Source organism: Candidatus Nitrosocosmicus sp. R (assembly GCF_054408505.1).
Map to the genome: position 1 here is coordinate 2,783,251 of NZ_CP167090.1, position 18,880 is coordinate 2,802,130.

16 protein-coding genes are annotated in these 18,880 nt (G+C 33.4%); 3 read left to right on the forward strand and 13 right to left on the reverse strand.

The genetic code is table 11. The features are described 5' to 3' along the window. Positions 1-237: 237 nt before the first annotated feature. The 5 genes from AAGU22_RS14380 to AAGU22_RS14400 form a co-directional block, all read right to left on the reverse strand. Complete coding sequence (locus tag AAGU22_RS14380) at positions 238-2,352, reverse strand: hydantoinase/oxoprolinase family protein (RefSeq protein WP_458719798.1); 2,115 nt, start codon at positions 2,350-2,352, stop codon at positions 238-240. Positions 2,353-2,438: 86 nt separating this feature from the next. Further along, complete coding sequence (gene murI, locus AAGU22_RS14385; RefSeq protein WP_458719799.1) at positions 2,439-3,242, reverse strand: glutamate racemase; 804 nt, start codon at positions 3,240-3,242, stop codon at positions 2,439-2,441. Between the two features lie 43 nt (positions 3,243-3,285). Continuing rightward, complete coding sequence (locus AAGU22_RS14390; protein ID WP_458721794.1) at positions 3,286-3,678, reverse strand: metal-dependent transcriptional regulator; 393 nt, start codon at positions 3,676-3,678, stop codon at positions 3,286-3,288. 180 nt (positions 3,679-3,858) lie between these two features. Beyond that, positions 3,859-4,221: a hypothetical protein gene (locus AAGU22_RS14395; RefSeq protein WP_458719800.1), complete on the reverse strand. Its 363-nt coding sequence runs from the start codon at positions 4,219-4,221 to the stop codon at positions 3,859-3,861. Between the two features lie 325 nt (positions 4,222-4,546). Then, the gene (locus AAGU22_RS14400; protein ID WP_458719801.1) at positions 4,547-6,199 is read right to left on the reverse strand and encodes a PQQ-dependent sugar dehydrogenase; all 1,653 of its coding nucleotides are present in this window, start codon (positions 6,197-6,199) and stop codon (positions 4,547-4,549) included. Between the two features lie 199 nt (positions 6,200-6,398). On the opposite strand from AAGU22_RS14400, the gene AAGU22_RS14405 reads away from it, so the two are divergent. Next, positions 6,399-7,037 carry a cyclase family protein gene (locus AAGU22_RS14405; RefSeq protein ID WP_458719802.1) on the forward strand — a complete coding sequence of 213 codons (639 nt, stop codon included), beginning with the start codon at positions 6,399-6,401 and terminating at the stop codon, positions 7,035-7,037. A 401-nt stretch (positions 7,038-7,438) separates the two neighbouring features. On the opposite strand, the gene AAGU22_RS14410 is transcribed toward AAGU22_RS14405, so the two are convergent. From AAGU22_RS14410 to AAGU22_RS14435, 6 genes are all read right to left on the reverse strand, one after another. Then, positions 7,439-8,545, reverse strand: a complete 1,107-nt coding sequence (locus AAGU22_RS14410; RefSeq protein WP_458719803.1) for a hypothetical protein — start codon at positions 8,543-8,545, stop codon at positions 7,439-7,441. Between the two features lie 95 nt (positions 8,546-8,640). Then, a complete protein-coding gene (locus tag AAGU22_RS14415; RefSeq protein ID WP_458719804.1) occupies positions 8,641-9,321 on the reverse strand; it encodes a YqaA family protein in 681 nt (226 codons plus the stop codon). Between the two features lie 85 nt (positions 9,322-9,406). Next, a complete protein-coding gene (locus AAGU22_RS14420; RefSeq protein WP_458719805.1) occupies positions 9,407-11,833 on the reverse strand; it encodes an FTR1 family iron permease in 2,427 nt (808 codons plus the stop codon). Between the two features lie 243 nt (positions 11,834-12,076). After that, the gene (locus tag AAGU22_RS14425; RefSeq protein ID WP_458719806.1) at positions 12,077-12,538 is read right to left on the reverse strand and encodes a hypothetical protein; all 462 of its coding nucleotides are present in this window, start codon (positions 12,536-12,538) and stop codon (positions 12,077-12,079) included. 136 nt (positions 12,539-12,674) lie between these two features. Continuing rightward, positions 12,675-13,904 (reverse strand): ammonium transporter, encoded by a 1,230-nt coding sequence (locus AAGU22_RS14430; RefSeq protein ID WP_458719807.1) that lies wholly within the window; start codon positions 13,902-13,904, stop codon positions 12,675-12,677. A 359-nt stretch (positions 13,905-14,263) separates the two neighbouring features. Next, a complete protein-coding gene (locus AAGU22_RS14435) occupies positions 14,264-14,596 on the reverse strand; it encodes a hypothetical protein (RefSeq protein WP_458719808.1) in 333 nt (110 codons plus the stop codon). Positions 14,597-14,720: 124 nt separating this feature from the next. On the opposite strand from AAGU22_RS14435, the gene AAGU22_RS14440 reads away from it, so the two are divergent. Both AAGU22_RS14440 and AAGU22_RS14445 read left to right on the forward strand, forming a co-directional pair. Further along, on the forward strand, positions 14,721-15,749 hold the full coding sequence (locus tag AAGU22_RS14440) for an alcohol dehydrogenase catalytic domain-containing protein (RefSeq protein WP_458719809.1): 1,029 nt from the start codon (positions 14,721-14,723) through the stop codon (positions 15,747-15,749). A 151-nt stretch (positions 15,750-15,900) separates the two neighbouring features. Then, entirely contained in the window at positions 15,901-16,212 is a 312-nt protein-coding gene (locus AAGU22_RS14445; protein ID WP_458719810.1) for a hypothetical protein, read from the forward strand. A gap of 85 nt (positions 16,213-16,297) precedes the next feature. Here the strand turns inward: AAGU22_RS14445 and AAGU22_RS14450 are convergent, their stop codons facing one another. Further along, positions 16,298-17,542 (reverse strand): multicopper oxidase domain-containing protein, encoded by a 1,245-nt coding sequence (locus AAGU22_RS14450; RefSeq protein ID WP_458719811.1) that lies wholly within the window; start codon positions 17,540-17,542, stop codon positions 16,298-16,300. 678 nt (positions 17,543-18,220) lie between these two features. Beyond that, positions 18,221-18,700 carry a hypothetical protein gene (locus AAGU22_RS14455; RefSeq protein ID WP_458719812.1) on the reverse strand — a complete coding sequence of 160 codons (480 nt, stop codon included), beginning with the start codon at positions 18,698-18,700 and terminating at the stop codon, positions 18,221-18,223. Positions 18,701-18,880 lie beyond the last annotated feature (180 nt).

Genomic DNA, 18,880 nt, shown 5'->3' on the forward strand with positions numbered 1-18,880 from the left:
TATGTTCGAATTTCTACAATAGTTCAATTGGATTGATATAACTGATATGTATATCCGATTTGATATCAATGTTCACAAGAATACACATTGGAAAAACATGATAAAAAAATCAAGATCGCGGAACATCCATACTAGGAATGTGATTGAAAATTATTTACCACTTTAAGTTATAAATATGTAGAGATCAATTTGATACAATTATGTATCAGTATAAAATCATACTGTGCAATATTATATCTATTGCTTAATAATCAGCAAGACATCAGAATCAATTTTATCTAACTGTTCTCTAATAGCTTGAACTACTTGTTCGTTCGCGTTTAGGCTAGAAAAATCCAATAGTTGAAACCCATCAACCAATTGAACATTTGGAGATAGATCAGAATTTGAGGAAAATTTAGAAATAATTGATGGGAGATCTGCAGACATTTTGGTTGAAAAGCCATGCATCAGTTTGCCATTATCCAAAGAGAGGCGCACTCTCCCAAATTTATCTAATATCAATATAGATTGCATTCTTGTTTTAAAGAATAATTTTTTTTTCTGATAAGTATTCATAAAAATATAATAATTTCCTAGTTTATGTTCCAAAGTAATGTCTCCGTCATTATGAAACAAGGTTTTTGCAATCTCTACTACTTCCTCTTGTTTTAACTCTCTAGAACCGACATTATTTAAGTCTAGAGTAACATTACCGATAACAGTGACTCTCAAAATTGAACGATCGCTTATATATTCCGATTGAACAGATAGTGAATCAGGAGATGCATTTTTTCTAATAGCTAAATCTTTAATCTCCGTTATTAATTGAGTAACATCTTCTGGAGTAGGATTGTTAATGGTTTTCTCTTTCTCTTCATAAATCATTCCTGTGGCTACACCTATGGATGAAATGACATCGGCGTAATCTGCTTTTTTGTATTCAAAACTGAGTTTCTTAGCAACAAGTGGTACCAAAACGGAAGCACCTCCTCCTCCCCCGATAACCACTATTCTGCTCTTTGATAATTTGTACTCTTTTACCATTGGAATTATATAATCCGATATCTTTGAAACAGAAATATCTAGAACTTGACTAGCAATTTGCTCAGGCGACATTCCCATATAGATAGCCAACTTCGTAAATGCAATCCTAGCTGAATCCGCATTTCCATATGCATTATCATTTTTTGGGATGAGACCTAATGCATTAGCGGCACATGTGTTGGTGATCCCGTATGCTTTTCCTCCAGGAACTTTGATACTAATATAGTCATTAGGATCATTGTTCAATGGACTAATAGGTACAATTTCACCCTTTATCAATTCATCAGGATCGGCAAAACAAGAATAATCTAATCCTGCAATGTGTGAGGATCGAGGACCAACATCAATAATTTTTCTCTTTGATGAAAGTCTCAATAAAGACCCCCCAGCAACCCCACAAATTCTTACATCAAGTGATCTTATACAAGTTGGATGTTCCATTATGTTCACATAACGCATTTCAGGCTTTCCATCCTTAATTATACTGATGTTAGTTGAAGTACCACCAACTTCTATAAATATGCCTTCTAAAACCTGTAAGAAGAGCAAAGCGCCTACAACACTTGCAGCTGGACCTGAAAGCACTGTTATTATTGGCTTGTGTAAAAAAGAATCCAATGTGGTTACACCACCATCACCTTTCATTATCATTACGGGTACATTTATGCCTAAGTTATTGACTGCAGATTTAACATAATTTGCGGTACTTGTGGCTTTTGGAAGAATGCTAGCATTAATTGTAGCTGTCAAAGTTCTGATCTCTAATCCATAAATTCCAGTTAATTCATGCCCGGCAGTACAAGGAAGTTTAGAATGCTTCATTACAAATAATTCGTTACTTGGATCATCGACTCCGAAAGCCTCACTTACAACTATGGATTGAGCTCCCTCTGAAACCAGATTCTCTATGGATTTTTCGATCCCAGGCTCCTCTAAATATTTAGAGGTATCCAAAAAGGTATAACAGGTTCTAAGAAATTTATTAGAATTTAGGGATATATCTTTAATATGAGTTCTTTTCACGACATTTGTTTTTTCCATTCCTACACCCATTCCAATAATGCCAACTTTTGATACGTCTCCCTCAAGAAAGGCGTTGACAGCTTGGGTGGTACTATGAGAAATTAACTCTATTTCTTTATGGTCTATGTCGCACATCTCAATTAATGTGGATAAGGCGTTAACAATACCGACAGAAACACCGCCTTCTAAAGAGTGTGTTGTTGAAACAGATTTTTTTCCTAGTATTTTTTTTTCAATTACGTCAATAGCTACGGCTTTGGTAAAGGTGCCCCCTACATCTATTCCGATCCTAATTTTTTTCAAACCTTTTGCTCACTCGCTTTCATAAAAACCAGAAAAACGTTTGTTTCATGCATTCCAAGTAATTTAAATGCTACCATATCGAAGAGTTACATTTGTAGTGAGACATCAAATATTATTTCTTTGATTCCCATATATCTAAGGATTGACTGAAAGTTTTTTTTATCTGCAGAAACAAGAATTTCGAGCTTGCCTTTGGTATTCTTGTTCTTATCCAAGTCTCCAGTATATTTGAGATAATTCTTCACATTTTTTGCAACTTCAGCTGAAGAATTGATGAACTTTATAGATGGCAAAATAGCTTCAATATAATTTTTAACAAATGGTAAATGGGTATTACCTAATGCAATAACATCAATCGTGTTATCAATATTTGAGTCAATTATTTCTCGGATTTTATCATAGGTAAATTTCTGATCAAATAAAAATGATCCACTTTCAACTAGATTAATAATCTCTGAAGAATCTACCTTATCCACAAATATCTGTTGGGGTATTTCTTTTTTTATCAAGTAATTGAACTCTTTGCTATCAAGCGTACCTTTTGATGCCATTATTGCTATGTGTTTTTTCCTACTCAAGTTTATTGTCTTATCAAGTGGTAGTTTTGTTGAAATGATAGTTGTAGAAAAATTGTTCTTAATTTCATCATAAATTTGAACAGAGGGGGTATTTGATGCCATCACTATTAGTTTTGGCTGATATCTCTCCAAAAATTTGATGGATTTTAGTATTATTGACTTTAATTCACTCTTAGTTTTATTTCCATACGGAAAATTCTTTTTATCAGCAAAATACAAAATATTCTCAGAGGGAATAATCTTCCTCAATTCTCTCACAACAGATAGCGAACCCAATCCTGAATCAAAAACTGCAATTGGCCTATATAGCATAATTAACAGTATCTAATAAGAGGTAAAAATGTTTGAAATATAATTATTTTCCAATACAACAATTACCCTCAGGGATATGATATCCATGTGGACAAATCTTGGGATGTTTTAACAGGGTACATAGTGCATCGGTAAAAATTTCTTTCATATGATGCTCAATGCCACAAACCATCTCTTCATCTACATCGATTTTTAAGGCATCTTTCATGAGTACTTCTAACAGTCGAGTGTTTCGTATCATTTTTTTTCCGATGTTCTCACCCTCTTTTGTAAGTGTCACTATGGAACCCTTTTTATAATCAATTAAAAGAGAATCATTTAACTTATGAAGCATTTGAACCACTGATGGTTGTGTAACATTTAAAATTTTGGCTATAGAACTAACCTTTAACTCTTGGCCACTTTCTGAAATAGACCACATTGCCTTCAAATACATTTCAACATGCTCGGCTTCTGCGGTGCCTACATACAATTGCTCTGGGAGTCCAGAATTTTTCGAATAAACAGTCAATGTATATGATTACACGTTATATTTTTTAACTTTATTGATTCAAAAGTAATTGAAATAAAAAAGCTAAAGGTAAGTTCATTCATTTTTAATAGAACGTCATCAGACTTATTGCGAGATAGAACAAGGTAAGTTTCGTTCGTTTTTCTTAAATTGTAAAAGGACTTGTTTTTTGTTCAATATCAATTCTACTGACTGGATTTTACTTTTGTAAAAGACAACTTTTTTTCCTTTTTCATTTATCACAATTCTATCTATGAATAAAAATCCAAGATCCTTAAGTTTTTTTATTTTTTTGTATGTCGAGCTAATAGGTAGGTCATTATCCTTGCAAATTTCAAAAACGGTTTTGGAATCTTCGATGGTAGACATTACAATCTTGTAAGAAAATCCATCAAATAATTCCTTCAATAAAATTGAAGCATTCTTATCTTCTTGATTCAGTAAATATCGCTGATCAGACAACATCATTTAGGCTACCCTAATTGTTAGGATAACCTAATATTTAAACGGTGTTATATTATTCAAGTTTAATCTACAAAATTTTAATATAATTTTTTCAAATTGTACATACTATATGCACCTATTTCAAAAAAATGGTTAATAATTATTGGGATATTTGGATACTTTGAATAAGCAGTATTATACTAAAATATATTTTAACCCAGTCATATCTAAACCAGTTTAGTTTTTGTTATTATATAAAAAATGAAGTTGTTTCCAAATTCTAGCATTATAGAAAATCTAATTCCAAATAGATAAATTAATACGAACAAAAGCGTATAGTAGGTTCTTGCTATTTTACTACAATCTCACCAACCATCGATGGGTGGTAAACACAATAATAATCAAAAGTACCCTTATTATCAAATTTAAAGCTGAACGCTTGTTTTGAAAGTATAGCGTCCGAATCAAACAATTGACCTTCAGTAGGATCGCTGTCTGAGCCAGAAGTAGCAGTATGCGATATGGTATCTGCATTATACCATGTAATTGTATCACCTGAGTTTATAGTAATTGGATTTGGTGCGTATGAGTTGTCACCGCTGATGCCATTAATTGTTACCAGGATAGAACCTTCAGGTACAACACCAGATTGTGATGATGGAGATTGAGTTTTTGGAATTGTACTTTGTGAGGTGGGCAATATTTTGTACAAATCCCCTGTATAGCTTAGGACATACATATACCCGTCAGGTCCCACCTGGATATCGGTAATTCCACCGAAACCTTGTCCAAACGTAATTGGGATACTTTCAACAGGATTGTCCACTTTTTTATCAGCTAACGCAGCTGCACCCCCTACATTCGTGTTATTTATAACAATATCATCGCGTGCTTCATTTAAAGTAAATCTATATAAATTACCATTATTAATGTCACCTACAAACATATCATTTTCATATTCTTTACCCAACTTATCTGAATTCAAAAATTTTAGTGCAGTCGGACCTATAGGAATATGCCAAGCAAATTTGGGTTCTGCATATTTTCCGTTTCCAAAACTCACAAGATCATTTGGTGTCGCCCCGTTACCCAACAGATCATCGTTAGAGAATCCTTGAATTAAGGACCAACCACTATTAAAGCCAGGAAAAACCAGGTTAATTTCATCGCCTGCTGTAGGACCATTCTCTGTATCCCATAAATTACCAGTCATAGGATCAAAATCGATACCGAAGCTATTTCTAATACCCATTGCATAGTATACACCTAAAGGCAAGTCAGCACCAAAGATTGGTTCATCATCAACTAATCCACCATCTTGAGAAATTCTGAGAACGCCGCCTAAGCCATTAGGTGCTGGACCATTTCCAATATTTTGTGCTTGAGTCCTATGACCTCCTACTTCCCCCATTATCATATAGACATTATTGTCCGGTCCAATTGTTACTTTACCTCCATTATGATCAGTTCGATTAAGATTATTTGGAATTGCAGTCAAATCCAAAAGGAGGACAGGATCTATTAATTTACCGTCCACATATTGATAACGATAAAGTCTATTTCCTAATGGGTCGATATTATTGGAAACATCACTACCATCCTCATTATTTCCAGATTCAGTGTAGGACAAGAAAACAAAAATTTTTCCATCCAAGTGATTTGAAGCAGCAATCCCCAATAATCCGCGTTCGATTTTTGAGGCCACAGATAGATCAAGTAAGGGATTATCTTGTACCTGACCATCCAATACTCTCATAACCCTCCCAGTATTTTTTTCAGTAACCAATATATCATTATTTCCCACAAAAGTCATGCTAGTTGGAAATGTCAAATCGGAAGTAACTTTTTCAACTGTTAGGCTATCATCATTGATTGTAGGTCCATCTGGGGAGGGCTGAGCTTTAGAGTAAGCTCCATAAGAAAAATAAACGGAAGAATAATTTGAAGATAATAGTATTAAAATGATTGCGAAAGAATAAAACAACAGTTTAATGTTATACACAAGTCTTATCAACAGAAAAAATAAAACACGAATTAATTAAAAGGTTACGTAGTATTGTTTTTAAAGATATTCACCAAAATAAGAAATTTAATGTACCCAAGTAGGGTCTTCATCTAATTATTCAGAAAAAAATCCAGGTTTATTTTAGAAATTATGAATAATGCTAAATAGGACCATTGAAAACCTCTTGTGAGAACTATTGCAGATAATCGATCTAACCTTGGAAATTGATGAATCTATTCAAGTTTTTCCAGACTCACCAAAAGTAAACATTTTACAGTGGTCAAATTTCGACAATCACAAATATGCTTCAGAAGTATTGTTTTCTAGTACACATGTAGGTACACATGTAGATGCTCCGTATCACTTTCAAAAGTACGGCAACACGGTAGAAAAAATTCCACTTAACAGATTGATAATTAACAAAAATATCAAGGTATTAAAAATTGAAAAAGAAGATGACGAAAAGATCGAAGTAGATGATCTAAGGGAATACAACATTATGAAAAATGATACCATATTGATCAACACGAATTGGGTATTGAACAGAGCTTTGGATACTTATTTCAATAAAAACCCTGGACTATCAGAAGCAGGGGCAAAATATCTGGCAGAAGCCGAGATTAATTTGGTAGGAATTGATGGTCCCAGTATTGATCCCGCTATCGATCATGACTTTAATTCGCATAGAATTTTTAGTGCTAATGACATTCCAATAATAGAAAATCTGACAAACCTAGATAGACTACTGAATAAAAAATTTACTTTTGTGGCATTACCGTTAAAATTAAAGAACTGTTCTGGGTCACCCGTAAGAGCACTTGCCATAATGGCTTAAAAGAATCACAAAAGTATTTGACAGTAAAGAAAGATTTGAAATCAATCGAATTAATTCCATAAAATCGTTATCGATTATGATAAGATGTTGAATAATACCATAAAGCTCAAGGATGTAAAATGAATGAGAGAATGAGAGAATGAGAGAATGAGAGAAACCTTAGTTCTATGTGACTAGTATGTATTTAAAGTCGACACATAAAATTCCTCTAGCGCTAATAGTTAAATCACAAACCCTGATCCATTGAACCCAGGTCAACAACACAATTTTATTTTAAAAGAACATTCGGGGTCACCTTGTTTTTGCAATGGTATGATACAAATTTGCTTTTCAATGGTCAAGTATCAAAATCATGACAACTGAAATAGGAAATAGGAAATAGGAAATCATTTGTATAGATCTTAACAAATGTTTTTTCTATTCTTGGATTTTGTATTACTGATTAGGCCAACTAGTCTATAACCATATTCAAAATTATGTTTAACATGATTAATTCCATGGGTCAAATGTGTTTCGAATTTACCATCCAAAATGTTTTCTATATAAAACTGGACCTTTTTGATTGAAATCTGTGAATGTCGAATTTGTTTATCAGATAAGGAACGACCAAGTTCGGATTCGATTTCTGTTTTAAAATCTTTTAATTCAATGAGCTTATCATATCGAAGAATTTTATTATAATTATTACAAATGTCATGTAACTTTTGTAGTTCTTTCTCAGGCAATACAGATAAAGATTTTTTGACTTGATCAGGATCTCTTTGAACAATTTGTGCCAATCTTAATACCATTTCATCTGTCATGTAATCAGTGTTTACTAATTCAGAAGCATAGGATGGAGAATTGTCTCGTTTAACATCTGTATATGTATTTTTCATAGTCGAAGGCATCCTAACAGTATCTACACTATCAATCGGTTCTTTTGAATTTTTGATAGATTTTTCTGGCAAAAATTTTAGTTCTTTTGACGGATAAGAATAAGCATGCTCTAGCAAAGATGACTTTTTGGACTCATAGTAAGTCTTTAACTGAAAAAGAGATACCTTTTTGCCATCTAAATCTGACTTGAAAAATATTATACAAAGGACATCCACAAGTAAGTTAGGAAACTGAATTTTCATATTTTTGTCAAAAGTATCATAGGTATGAAGGAAGTCATTACAAATTTCAAAGACAACATTGTCGAAAGTAGACAAAGTAAATGGAATAGAATTGACCTGTTTTTTTATCAAATGATCTATCAAAAACTTGTATGACATAATAAAAAAATCGTATACATCGCTCTTTTGTAATACAAAGGTATTTTTCTGTATGATAAAAGTAATCGTCTTCAACAAAATCATATATGGATTTACAACCTTAATATCTGGAAATAAAGTGTGAAAATCCTTCATTATAGTAGTCATATAGTCATCATCACTTTCTAAATTATCAAGCCAATTAATCCCAAGTTCTTTATAACTTTTCTTAAACAGAACATTGAAATCAATATTTGAGTCACTATCCATTTTTAGACATGATATATGGTATTTTTTTGTTATTAAACATTAGAAAATAATTTAGGTGAAGAAAATTATATTAAAATGTTATCTAAATAGATACTCTAGTTATTTTTTTTTGGGTCATCGTCAGAAGCTCCGTCAGAAGCTCCGTCAGAATTATCTATAGCCCAGGGAAACCATTTACCAATTATTTTGGCCCAATCAAATTTAAATGTAAAATATAATACCAAAGCTAATAGTAGTATAGTTAATATAGAAATCAAAATAGTCGAATATTCATTATTATAATCCGTTACAACAAGGAATCTTTCCATTATTGGTCTGCCCAATAATACGGTTCCCCATACAATTATTGCCCCTAGAATAAACTTGCCTGCGAATGTAAATATCGCGAATTTAGGTAGGCTGTATTTGGCAATCCCGAGGGGGATATATACCAGATCGTCTGGTATAGGAGTTAAAGCTGCCACAAAAACTCCTATGCCACCATATTTGCCTAATAGTTTTTGAAGAGGAAGCATCCTGGTTTTTGTCTTTTTACTTAGGATGTTCCTACCATAATAGCTTGCGGTAAAGATTATTGTTTTGGCCAGAACTGCCCCAATAGTACTCACTAAAACAATTAGGTTGGGGTCCAGACTTTTATCTAAGGCTGAAGTGACTAAGATGGGAAAATATGGGACTGGAATGAATGGAATAATACTACCTATAAAGCTGATTAAAAATATACCAATGTAACCTGAACTGCTATAAACAGAATAAAGGTCCGGTATATCAATCAAACAAGAGAATATTAAATTACCAAATATAACTACTTTATCAATTTTATTAATTTTTTATAATAAATATAGTAAATATTAGAAGTCTTTATCCCCCCTTTTGTTCCTTCTTATCTTTTTCGGCCACGGACTTTCTCATCGAGGCTATCTTTTGTTGTCGTCTAGGTTGAATAAATAGAATATAGAGAGACCCACCCAGATATATTGCAAGTAAGATGAGTTGAGCCACCACGGTTTCTACTGTTGGGTGGATCCCAGTCATCGTTGCAACATTAATATCTAATCGAGGTACTATGTTATATATAGGAGTAGTAGAAATCCATCCAAGTTCCTGAAATTCACGTACTGCATTACCTAAGAAGGTTATTGACATAAAAGCTCCAACTGCCATAGTAAGTCCAAACAAAACTCTTAATGGTAATTTCCTTCCCAGTTTTCGAATTATGAAGACAACTGCAATTATTACAGCTAGACCCAATACTAACCCTGCAAGTACGTATATCTCCATATATTTTGCAAAAGAAAATAGAGCTTGATAAAACAAGACTGTTTCAAAGCCTTCCCTATACACAGTAAAGAAAGCCAACAAAATAAATACCATAAAACTACCTGTAGTCGTTGCTTGCCAGACTTTAGCTTTAACAAATTCAATCCATTTCTTAGTTTCAATCTTGTTTAGAACCCAGAAGCTGACCCAGAATAGCACAGCTACTGCGGCGATGCCAGCAATAGCCTCAATAAGTTCTCTTTGTGCCCCAGATATTTCTATTATAAATTGAGCAATAACCCATGTTACAGCAGTCAGTGCTATAGCAAGTACAATTCCAGCGTATACATGCTTTTTGAACTTTTCATTTCGAGATGCCTCCAAGTATGTCAAAATGGCACCAAGTATCAAGGCAGCTTCCAAACCTTCTCTAAAAATAATTGAAAATGATGAAGAAAATGCAATAGCAGGTGCAACTACCCCGATACCTGAAACAAACCGTTCGGATTCATCTAATCCACTTTTAAGGTCTGCAATCTTGGAAACGACCTCATTAGATGGAGCATTTGATGAAATGAGGTTGCGTAATTCAGCAAATTTTATTTCCATTTCGAGAGTAAAATCTGGATCAATTGGTCTTAATGGTATTTCAATATTTTCATAACTGTCAAGATATGCAGATCTAGCGGTTGCTAGTGCTTGAGAAGTATCATTTTGATTGTAGATAGCTATTACCTCATCCAGTTTAAGTCTGATTGTATCTATATCGTTACGAACCTGACCCTTGAAATCTTCCGAGGCTTCGCCCATAGAACGCCTCTCTCCCGTGTAAACTCCAAACCCTTGTTTTAGAGAATCAATATTGGCAGTATTCGTAACAAAAGAAGAGGACAAGGTAAAATTATTGTTTGACTGTGCTGCATTGGGGGTACTTAGCAATTGTTTGGAAACTTGCAGATCAGCTTTAATGCTAGAAATGTAAGATTCAATGTCAGCAAGTGAGGTTTGATTTTTGATTAAAGCACGCAGATTTTCTCTCATATTTGTTTCTATTTGCAACATTAAGGTGGAATTTACCTCCTCGATTGGGGCTTCAAGGTATTCAAAATTATCTAAATACGCAGAGGATACATTTTTGTCTGCAGCAAGATAATTACCATTTTGAATGGAGGAAATTGCATTATTTAGTAGAATATCTATGTTATCATAATATGCCTGGAGGGATGGATCAACGGTGCTAGATGTACTTGGCATACGAATATTATTAGATTCATTCAGATCATTCTCTATTGCAGAGACTATTCTTGAAAACTCTGGTGTATTATCGCTTTTGGAATCTATTATTGTATTCAAATTTGTGATAAAATATTCTATCTCATTAGATTTTGCATCGGTCATATTTGGTTTTAATATTTCAAAAATTATATTTGATTGATTCATCAATCCTCTTGTATTCTCATAATCTATCATGGCAAATTTTGCAACATCAGCGTCGGCAATTTTTGAAGTGTTCAAATATAACCCATATGAATTTGAAGCATCTCTTAGTAGATATGACATGGTTTGAGATTCAAGAATTGAAAAATCTTGTGCAGGAAGTGTATCTTTCAATTTTGAATAAAAATCATTGATTATGTTTTTAGAGTCGGTTATGTCAGCAAGAATAACAGGAGAATTTGGATCAGCACGAGATTGTATTCCGACTTCAGTAAGGTTAGATTCCAAATTATTAGCCAATTCTTCATCAACTGCAATCGCAATAGGTTTAGTCGATGGATAAATTACAGAGTGAGGAATATAAGCGTGCTCGAATAAAAGAGAATTGTTATTATTATTTATTTTATTTAATAGGATATCAAGTTGCGTATCTATTCTATTTAAATTAATATTCAAAAGCAATAGATCCTCGTTTGATACTGTAGGATTTTCAATAGAAGTAGAATTTTGAGCTAGAACATTATTTACAGATGAAATTGATATATTTGCGATCAACAATAGTAGGATAAAAGTTGCAAGTAGTTTTACCACATTCTTTTACCTCGAATACAAGCACTAAAAATTAGACATGGCGTTAATACTAATGACATTAGGCCTCCCTAATTTTGTTAGATATGCAATTTAAACATTCTTTGATAAATTTGCTATGTTTGACATAACATGATTAAAAGTATTACAATTATATGGCAAAATTATCTATTAATTATATAAAAATATTATCATAAATTAAATATAATAGTACATAGTTGTCGAAAAATAAAAAAAATTGTTAAATCAAAGGGTTAATGCGACGTCTGACGATAACGTATTTGATAGTGTTTCAGTCTTATTCAAATCAGTTAGAGTGACATTTGTTTTTACATTTGTTAGAGAAGGGTCAGCAAATGAAGTAGCAAATTGGATAATCCCACCATCAGTTATTGTAAAGCCGTTTGGATAGGAAGAAGTCTTTATTAGAGTTCCATTAGCTGCAAACACCTCCATTTTTCCGTTAATGGTGGAATCCACTAACGAAAGATCCTTGGTTTGATAGTCAACCAAAAGTTTTACTTGATTAAGGGATGGATTTGAAGTTAAAGGTCCGAAAGTAGCATTATTTAGACCTATAGTAATTTTTTCTAATGATTGTGCGTTTATGCCATTAAATGAATAGGCACCAAAAAGTAACAAAGTAGCAGCAAATAGAGTTGCAGAAAGCAGCACAATACTTTTGTGATTTGCTAATGAATTAGACATCAGTTTAAAATTTAATATAATACTATAAAAACAATATGTTAAGATATAATTATACATTTTAGTAAAATAATTTATAAGAAATTTATTAAAAAAAACAAAATTGGATTTTATGAAGATAAAAAATCAAAAAGTGAGATCATTTATTTTCATAAGCCACCTCCTGGTGATACGAAATATCCAGGCCCAAGTCCTCTTCTTCTTCCTTAGCTCTAATCCCTATTGTATAGTCTAGAATCTTTAAGATTACAAATGTTCCAACAAATCCCATTAGAGCACCAACTCCAACCCCTAAAGCCTGGATTGGTAACTGCATTGGATTTCCATATAGCCAACCGTTTGGACCAATTGGATTAATTGCCTGCGTCGCAAATAGGCCTATCCATAAGCTGCCAATTATTCCAGTAATTCCGTGAACAGAGCTTACATCCAAAACATCATCAATCTTTAATCTCTCCTTTATCAGTACAATTCCGTAATAGGATGCCAAGCCCAATACTATACCTAAAACGAATGCCCATTGACCTGTAATGAAACCAGCTGTTGGAGTTATTCCAGCCAACCCAGAAATTGCACCATTTATTGCTGCGCTAACGGTAGGCTTTCCAGTCCTCTTCCAACTTAGTAGGATCCAAACAAGTGCACAAGTACATGCTCCTATTTGTGTGGCAAGCAGGGCACTTGCAGCAAGGGCTCCTGATGCTAGAGCACTACCGGCGTTGAAACCAAACCACCCTAGCCACAGAAGAGTAGCTCCTATAGCCGCAAGTGGAAGATTATGAGGCACCATAATTTCTGGACCAAATCCTTTTCGTCTACCCAAGACCAAAGCCGACGCTAGCGCCGCCATACCCGCACTTGTATGGATAACGATACCTCCTGCAAAATCAAAGACGCCTATCTTTGCCAGCCAACCGCCACCCCATATCCAATGGGCGAGTGGGTAGTAAATTACAAGGCTCCATACTATTATGAAAATGAAAAAAGCGTTCCATTTCATACGTTCTGCAAAAGCGCCAGTAATCAGTAGAGGAGTAATGACTGCGAACATCATTTGATAGGTAGCAAAGTTAACTCCAGGTATTGTGGGGGCCCAAACAACCGAATCGTTATATGGTACATTGTTAAAGAAAAACCACTGAAGGTCCCCTATAATTCCATTAACGTCCGGTGCAAACACCAACGTGAAGCCTACTATGAACCAAAGGGTTGATAGTAACGCCATTCCCGTCATAGTTTGCATAATAACGGACAAAGAATTTTTTAATCTGATTAACCCTGCTTCAAAAAAACCCAGAGCAGGAGTCATCAAAAATACTAATCCTGTGGAGATTAACATCCACGTCGTATCACCAGTATCTATTGCCAACGGTCACAAAAGGTTTATAGTAGATTATAAAGTTTTTCCTTTTTTGCTTAAAAATTTCAATCAAAATGGATAGATTAATAAAATTATCATAAAATTTTGATTTTTTGATTAACAGATTTTAAAACATACAATATTTAAGGTTTATAATTTTGATTCCTTCGAATGTGTAGAAAATTATGCTGATTTATTCTACATAGTGATTGGTTGCCAAAGTAGAAGTTAGAATTAAGGAAAAAATATTGCAATTGTAGTAACTCCATTTCAGTCACTTAGGATAATGAAAAATTAATCGGAGAACAGTACCTGATTTTAAGTATCTCGATCTAATAAAAAAAATGATAAATTATCTTTCTTTTTGTTTACCTATTGGAATTTAAGAAATTTTCCCAAAAATTCTTGAATTCCAGTTTCTTTGTTTCAAAGCTTCCCTTATCTGTTAATTGAGATTGAGGTTCAAAGCTTCCCTTATCTGTCAATTGAGATTGAGTGGTATTAGCTGTGGAATTTTCAGACAAACCTGTATGACAGGATTGACCATTGTTACAGGTAGTCACAACACAGGTATCGTTTCTACAATTTTTTTCGTAATATGTAGAACTACTACTACTGCTATTAAGCGAATATCCATAAGGAACTTGAACTACGGAAAACCCGATAACTAATATTAGCATAAAAATAAGATAGGCGTTCATTAACAAAAATTACTGTTCATCGCATTTTTAAATTTTGATGCAATCTAAAAGATGATTACTTACTAAATATCAACAATAAGAAATCAAAAAAAATATTATAGATAAAATATCACTGAAATAAAATATGAAAGCTCTTTTCTTTAATAAGCCAGGCATTGAAAATTTGATCTTTGGTGATTACCAATTACCAGATATGAGAGAAAATGAAGTCTTGGTAGAAACTAAGTGTATTAGTGTCAACCCCATTGACTATTATACTATAACCGGAATACACGGAGTAAACGGCCCAGCAATGAAAATAAATCCGTATCCTCATATAGCCGGCTCTGAAATATCGGGGATTGTAAAAAGCAAAGGCGAGAGAGTAAATAATACAATTAAAGAAGGTGATCGAGTTATAATATATAATAGAATATTTGACGGAATTTGTAAATATTGTATAAATAATCATCAAATGCTTTGTGAAAATGCCGGAATGGTAGGTATTTCAAGAAACGGCGGATTTGCAGAATATATTACAGTTCCTCAACAAAATATCGTAAAAATTCCCGACGAACTAGATTGGGAACTGGCCTCTAGTTTGCCAATAGCTGGCTTGACTGCTTTCAATGCAATACAAGAATCAACACTCAAATCAAGAGATAATCTTGTGATATTTGGTGGTTCTGGCAATACCGGCCTTTTTTGTTCCCAATTTGGTAAGATTCTTGATGCGGTAACAATATCACTTTCTACTAAACCATGGATTAAGGAATATGGCGTAGACTACGTTTTACCAATTGACGAGAACCTCAGAGAAAAAATATCAGAGATTACTAATGGAGCCATGGCTGATGTTGTCATAAATTCACTTGGAGAAAAGACGTGGGCCAAAGGTATGGAGATAGTTGGAAAACTAGGAAAAATAATTACATTTGGTGTACTTACTGGCGGTAACTTATTCATAGATGGCAGACTATTGTATAACAAACAAATTACAATTAAAGGTACTACTGGAGGATCTGTTGAAGGTTTACTAAACCTTGTAGAGATGGCAAAAGGGCAAGACATTAGAACCAGAATTTGGAAAAGATATTCTCTTGAGGATTCAAGAATGGCGATAGAAAAGGTTTTTGACAAAAACAAAGAAGGTAGAATCATTATTGAAAACTAACGGATTTTAGTTATGAATCTTCACTAGTAATATAGTATTTAATGAATATTATACAAAGTAATATCATATTACATAATTGAAATCATAATGATACATTCTAAATTACTAACTAAGGTATTACTTTTATAATAAGAAAAATTATTGATAGTATATGAATAATCTAGGCAAGTTATCCGTTGTAATGATAGCTATTTTCGTAGCAGGTAATTCCATATATCCAGTTAGTCAGCTGGTAAACGCACAATTGGATATTTTAGAGACACCTACAAATCCAAATAACACCTCAACAACAACAACAACGACAGCAACTGCAAAAGCCGTGGACACTGATAAAAATGCAAAGATAAAAGAAGCATTAGCTAACATATTTGAAATATATCAAGCTCTCGCAGGAAAGGGTGATGTAGATACTTTGCTAAAGCTAAATACCATAGAGAGGATATTGATAGAGTTATCGAGATAACATAATATAATAACTTTAATTTTTTTTTGTTTTAATTTAATAATAATTTTTCGGATTTATATAAGTAATTAAAAAAAAGGGTGGTTTATGTTGTTGTGGTGTTTTGACCTGTTGTTGTGGTGTTTTCACCGTTCCATGCTAATGGAGTACCAAGCATGTATGGTTTTACATTCACTGGAATGCTGTTTGCACCAGTTGGTGGAATTGCATTTGATGGGTTTGCATCATCAGTCAGGCCTAATAAGTTGCTTGTACCATTGTCTGGACCATCAACTACGATTAATCCTGCTTGACCTTTGAACAATTGTGAGTAGTCATGGTTTACAAAGGCGTAAACTCCTGGTTGGTCAAATACTACATCAACAATTGCATCATTAGATCCACCTAATGTGTATGTTTGTTTACCAATTCCGCTAACTATGCTACCATCAGTGACTCTGTCAAGTATTTCACCTACAATGTGGAAGTTGGTCGGAAGGTCACCGTGATTAAGTAAGAAGAATCTTACGTGGTCGCCTTGTTTAAAGAACAATGTTGTTGCATTTGGTGTCTTGGTAATTACTGGATCATATCCAAATGGGATACCATTTATCCATGAAGCAGTTGGAGCATGAGCGAACATTGCTGCGGAATCATATTGGCCCGATGGGTCTAGATAGTATTCTGAGAATTGGAATGCAACTTCTTTAGCATCTGGAGATACGTCTGCTGTTGTTAGTGCATTAGTACCGTTCTCTATAGCTACACCCTCATAACCTGTATAACCATCTACTGGATCAACAATCACAATACCAACCATTCCTTGGAAGACGTGTTGGTCCATTGTCAAAACAGCATTTCCTTCACAGTGATATTTGAATACTCCTGGTTGACTTGCAACAAAGGTATATTGCTTTGAATCGCTTACATTAATTGGACCAAAGTTTGGAACTGCACTTATTGTGGATGCATGATGATCCAAGCTGTGAATCAATGTATTATTTGGATGGTTAATGATATTAACATTCAAAATATCACCTTGAGTTAATCGAATAGTTGGTCCTGGGATAGTACCATTCCATGTTAATGCGGCTACACTTTGACCACTTGGTAATGTGAGATTTTTCTCAATAGCAACAAATGTTACATTTTTCACTGGTGCTTCACTTTCAGATGCCTCTTCAGTAGAGATCGGTGTGAAAGCTCCGCCCATAACTAAATTCATATTGGCTAATGTTAATTGACTTTGTTCACTTGATATTGCAAGTGATTTCATGTTTATGCCAGGAAGTAAAATTAATCCGGACATTAGAACAGCTGACAAAGCAAAAATTGCTAGTTTACTCTTCATTGAGCTAAATTAGATAGAAGATATTTTTAAACCTTTTGGACATAAGAATTATATAGAAAAATGTATCATTTCCAAAATTTTTATAAATATTTTCAACTATTGTAAATAATTCAAAATATCCCTCAAAGAAATAAAATATTGAACAGTTATTAAACATATCAAATATTTTTTATATTTTATAGATTAATTTGAATAAACTTAGGTATTTCTGGGAGATATATGTCAATTTAGTGTATAAATGATAGTCGATCAAGGATAATTTCCCATATAAAAGGAGATAACCAGTTCATTCGATTTATTTCAGATGCTAGAGTTTTCAATAATAATTAATAAAATGTGGATAATTTTGTCTATGAATGAGGTTTGAATTAACTTCTCACAGGGAAGGGCATTATCTAAAATATGACGAATATTTCATAATCAATTTCGCATTTAAGTTATAATTGAACAAATTTCTACTCAATTGTGACATAAATAGCTATAGACAGTATACGTAGGTTATCCAAGATGTGACGATGTAAAGACTCCGTCAGTTCCAAAAAAATTGCCACCTTATAGAACAGTATATTATGACCTTCTCAGAGAATATGAAGCCAGGTTTTGGATACCACACATATGCACCGGGAAAGACGTATCAAAATAAGTTGAATTTAGCAAAATAATGCGATTTTACATCTTTTAGTCTATTGGATCTTTATTTTCTTTAACCTTTTCCTCTAAATAATCCGGCAACTGCATAATTGGAATATTCAAATATTCAGCAATAGAGCATACTTGGTATATTTGAAATAGAAATTCTTTTGGATCAATTTCTTCCTTAAAACAGTGTATAGCCATATTTTCAAGAAATGAGTCCGCTTGTATTTCGGTTAATTTCAGACCATTTAGTCTATTCTTTAGCCTTATTGATGAAGCGAATCGAGTCAGATCAAGATTGTCCTTTTTCAACAAAACTGCAACAGTCCTCAGCAGGTCCATATCTTTTATGCTTTCTCTTTTAGCTTGGACAATAATGTTTGAGACGCTACCATAGCTTATTTCAAGTTCATCTGCAATAATATTACGAGGCTTGGCCTCAAGCCATGCACTTATTACTCTTTTCTTGATAGCGGATGGAACCTTTTGACCCATTTGTAATACTAATCTATAAATATTCACATATAATTAAAGAACTCCATTACAGCACGAAATACGATAAGAGCAAAATCAGGGTATTTGACCATCATTTGACCATCATTTGACCATCATTTGACCATCATTTGACCATCATTTGACCATCATTTGACCATCATTTGACCATCATTTGACCATCATTTGACCATCATTTCAAGGAATAAG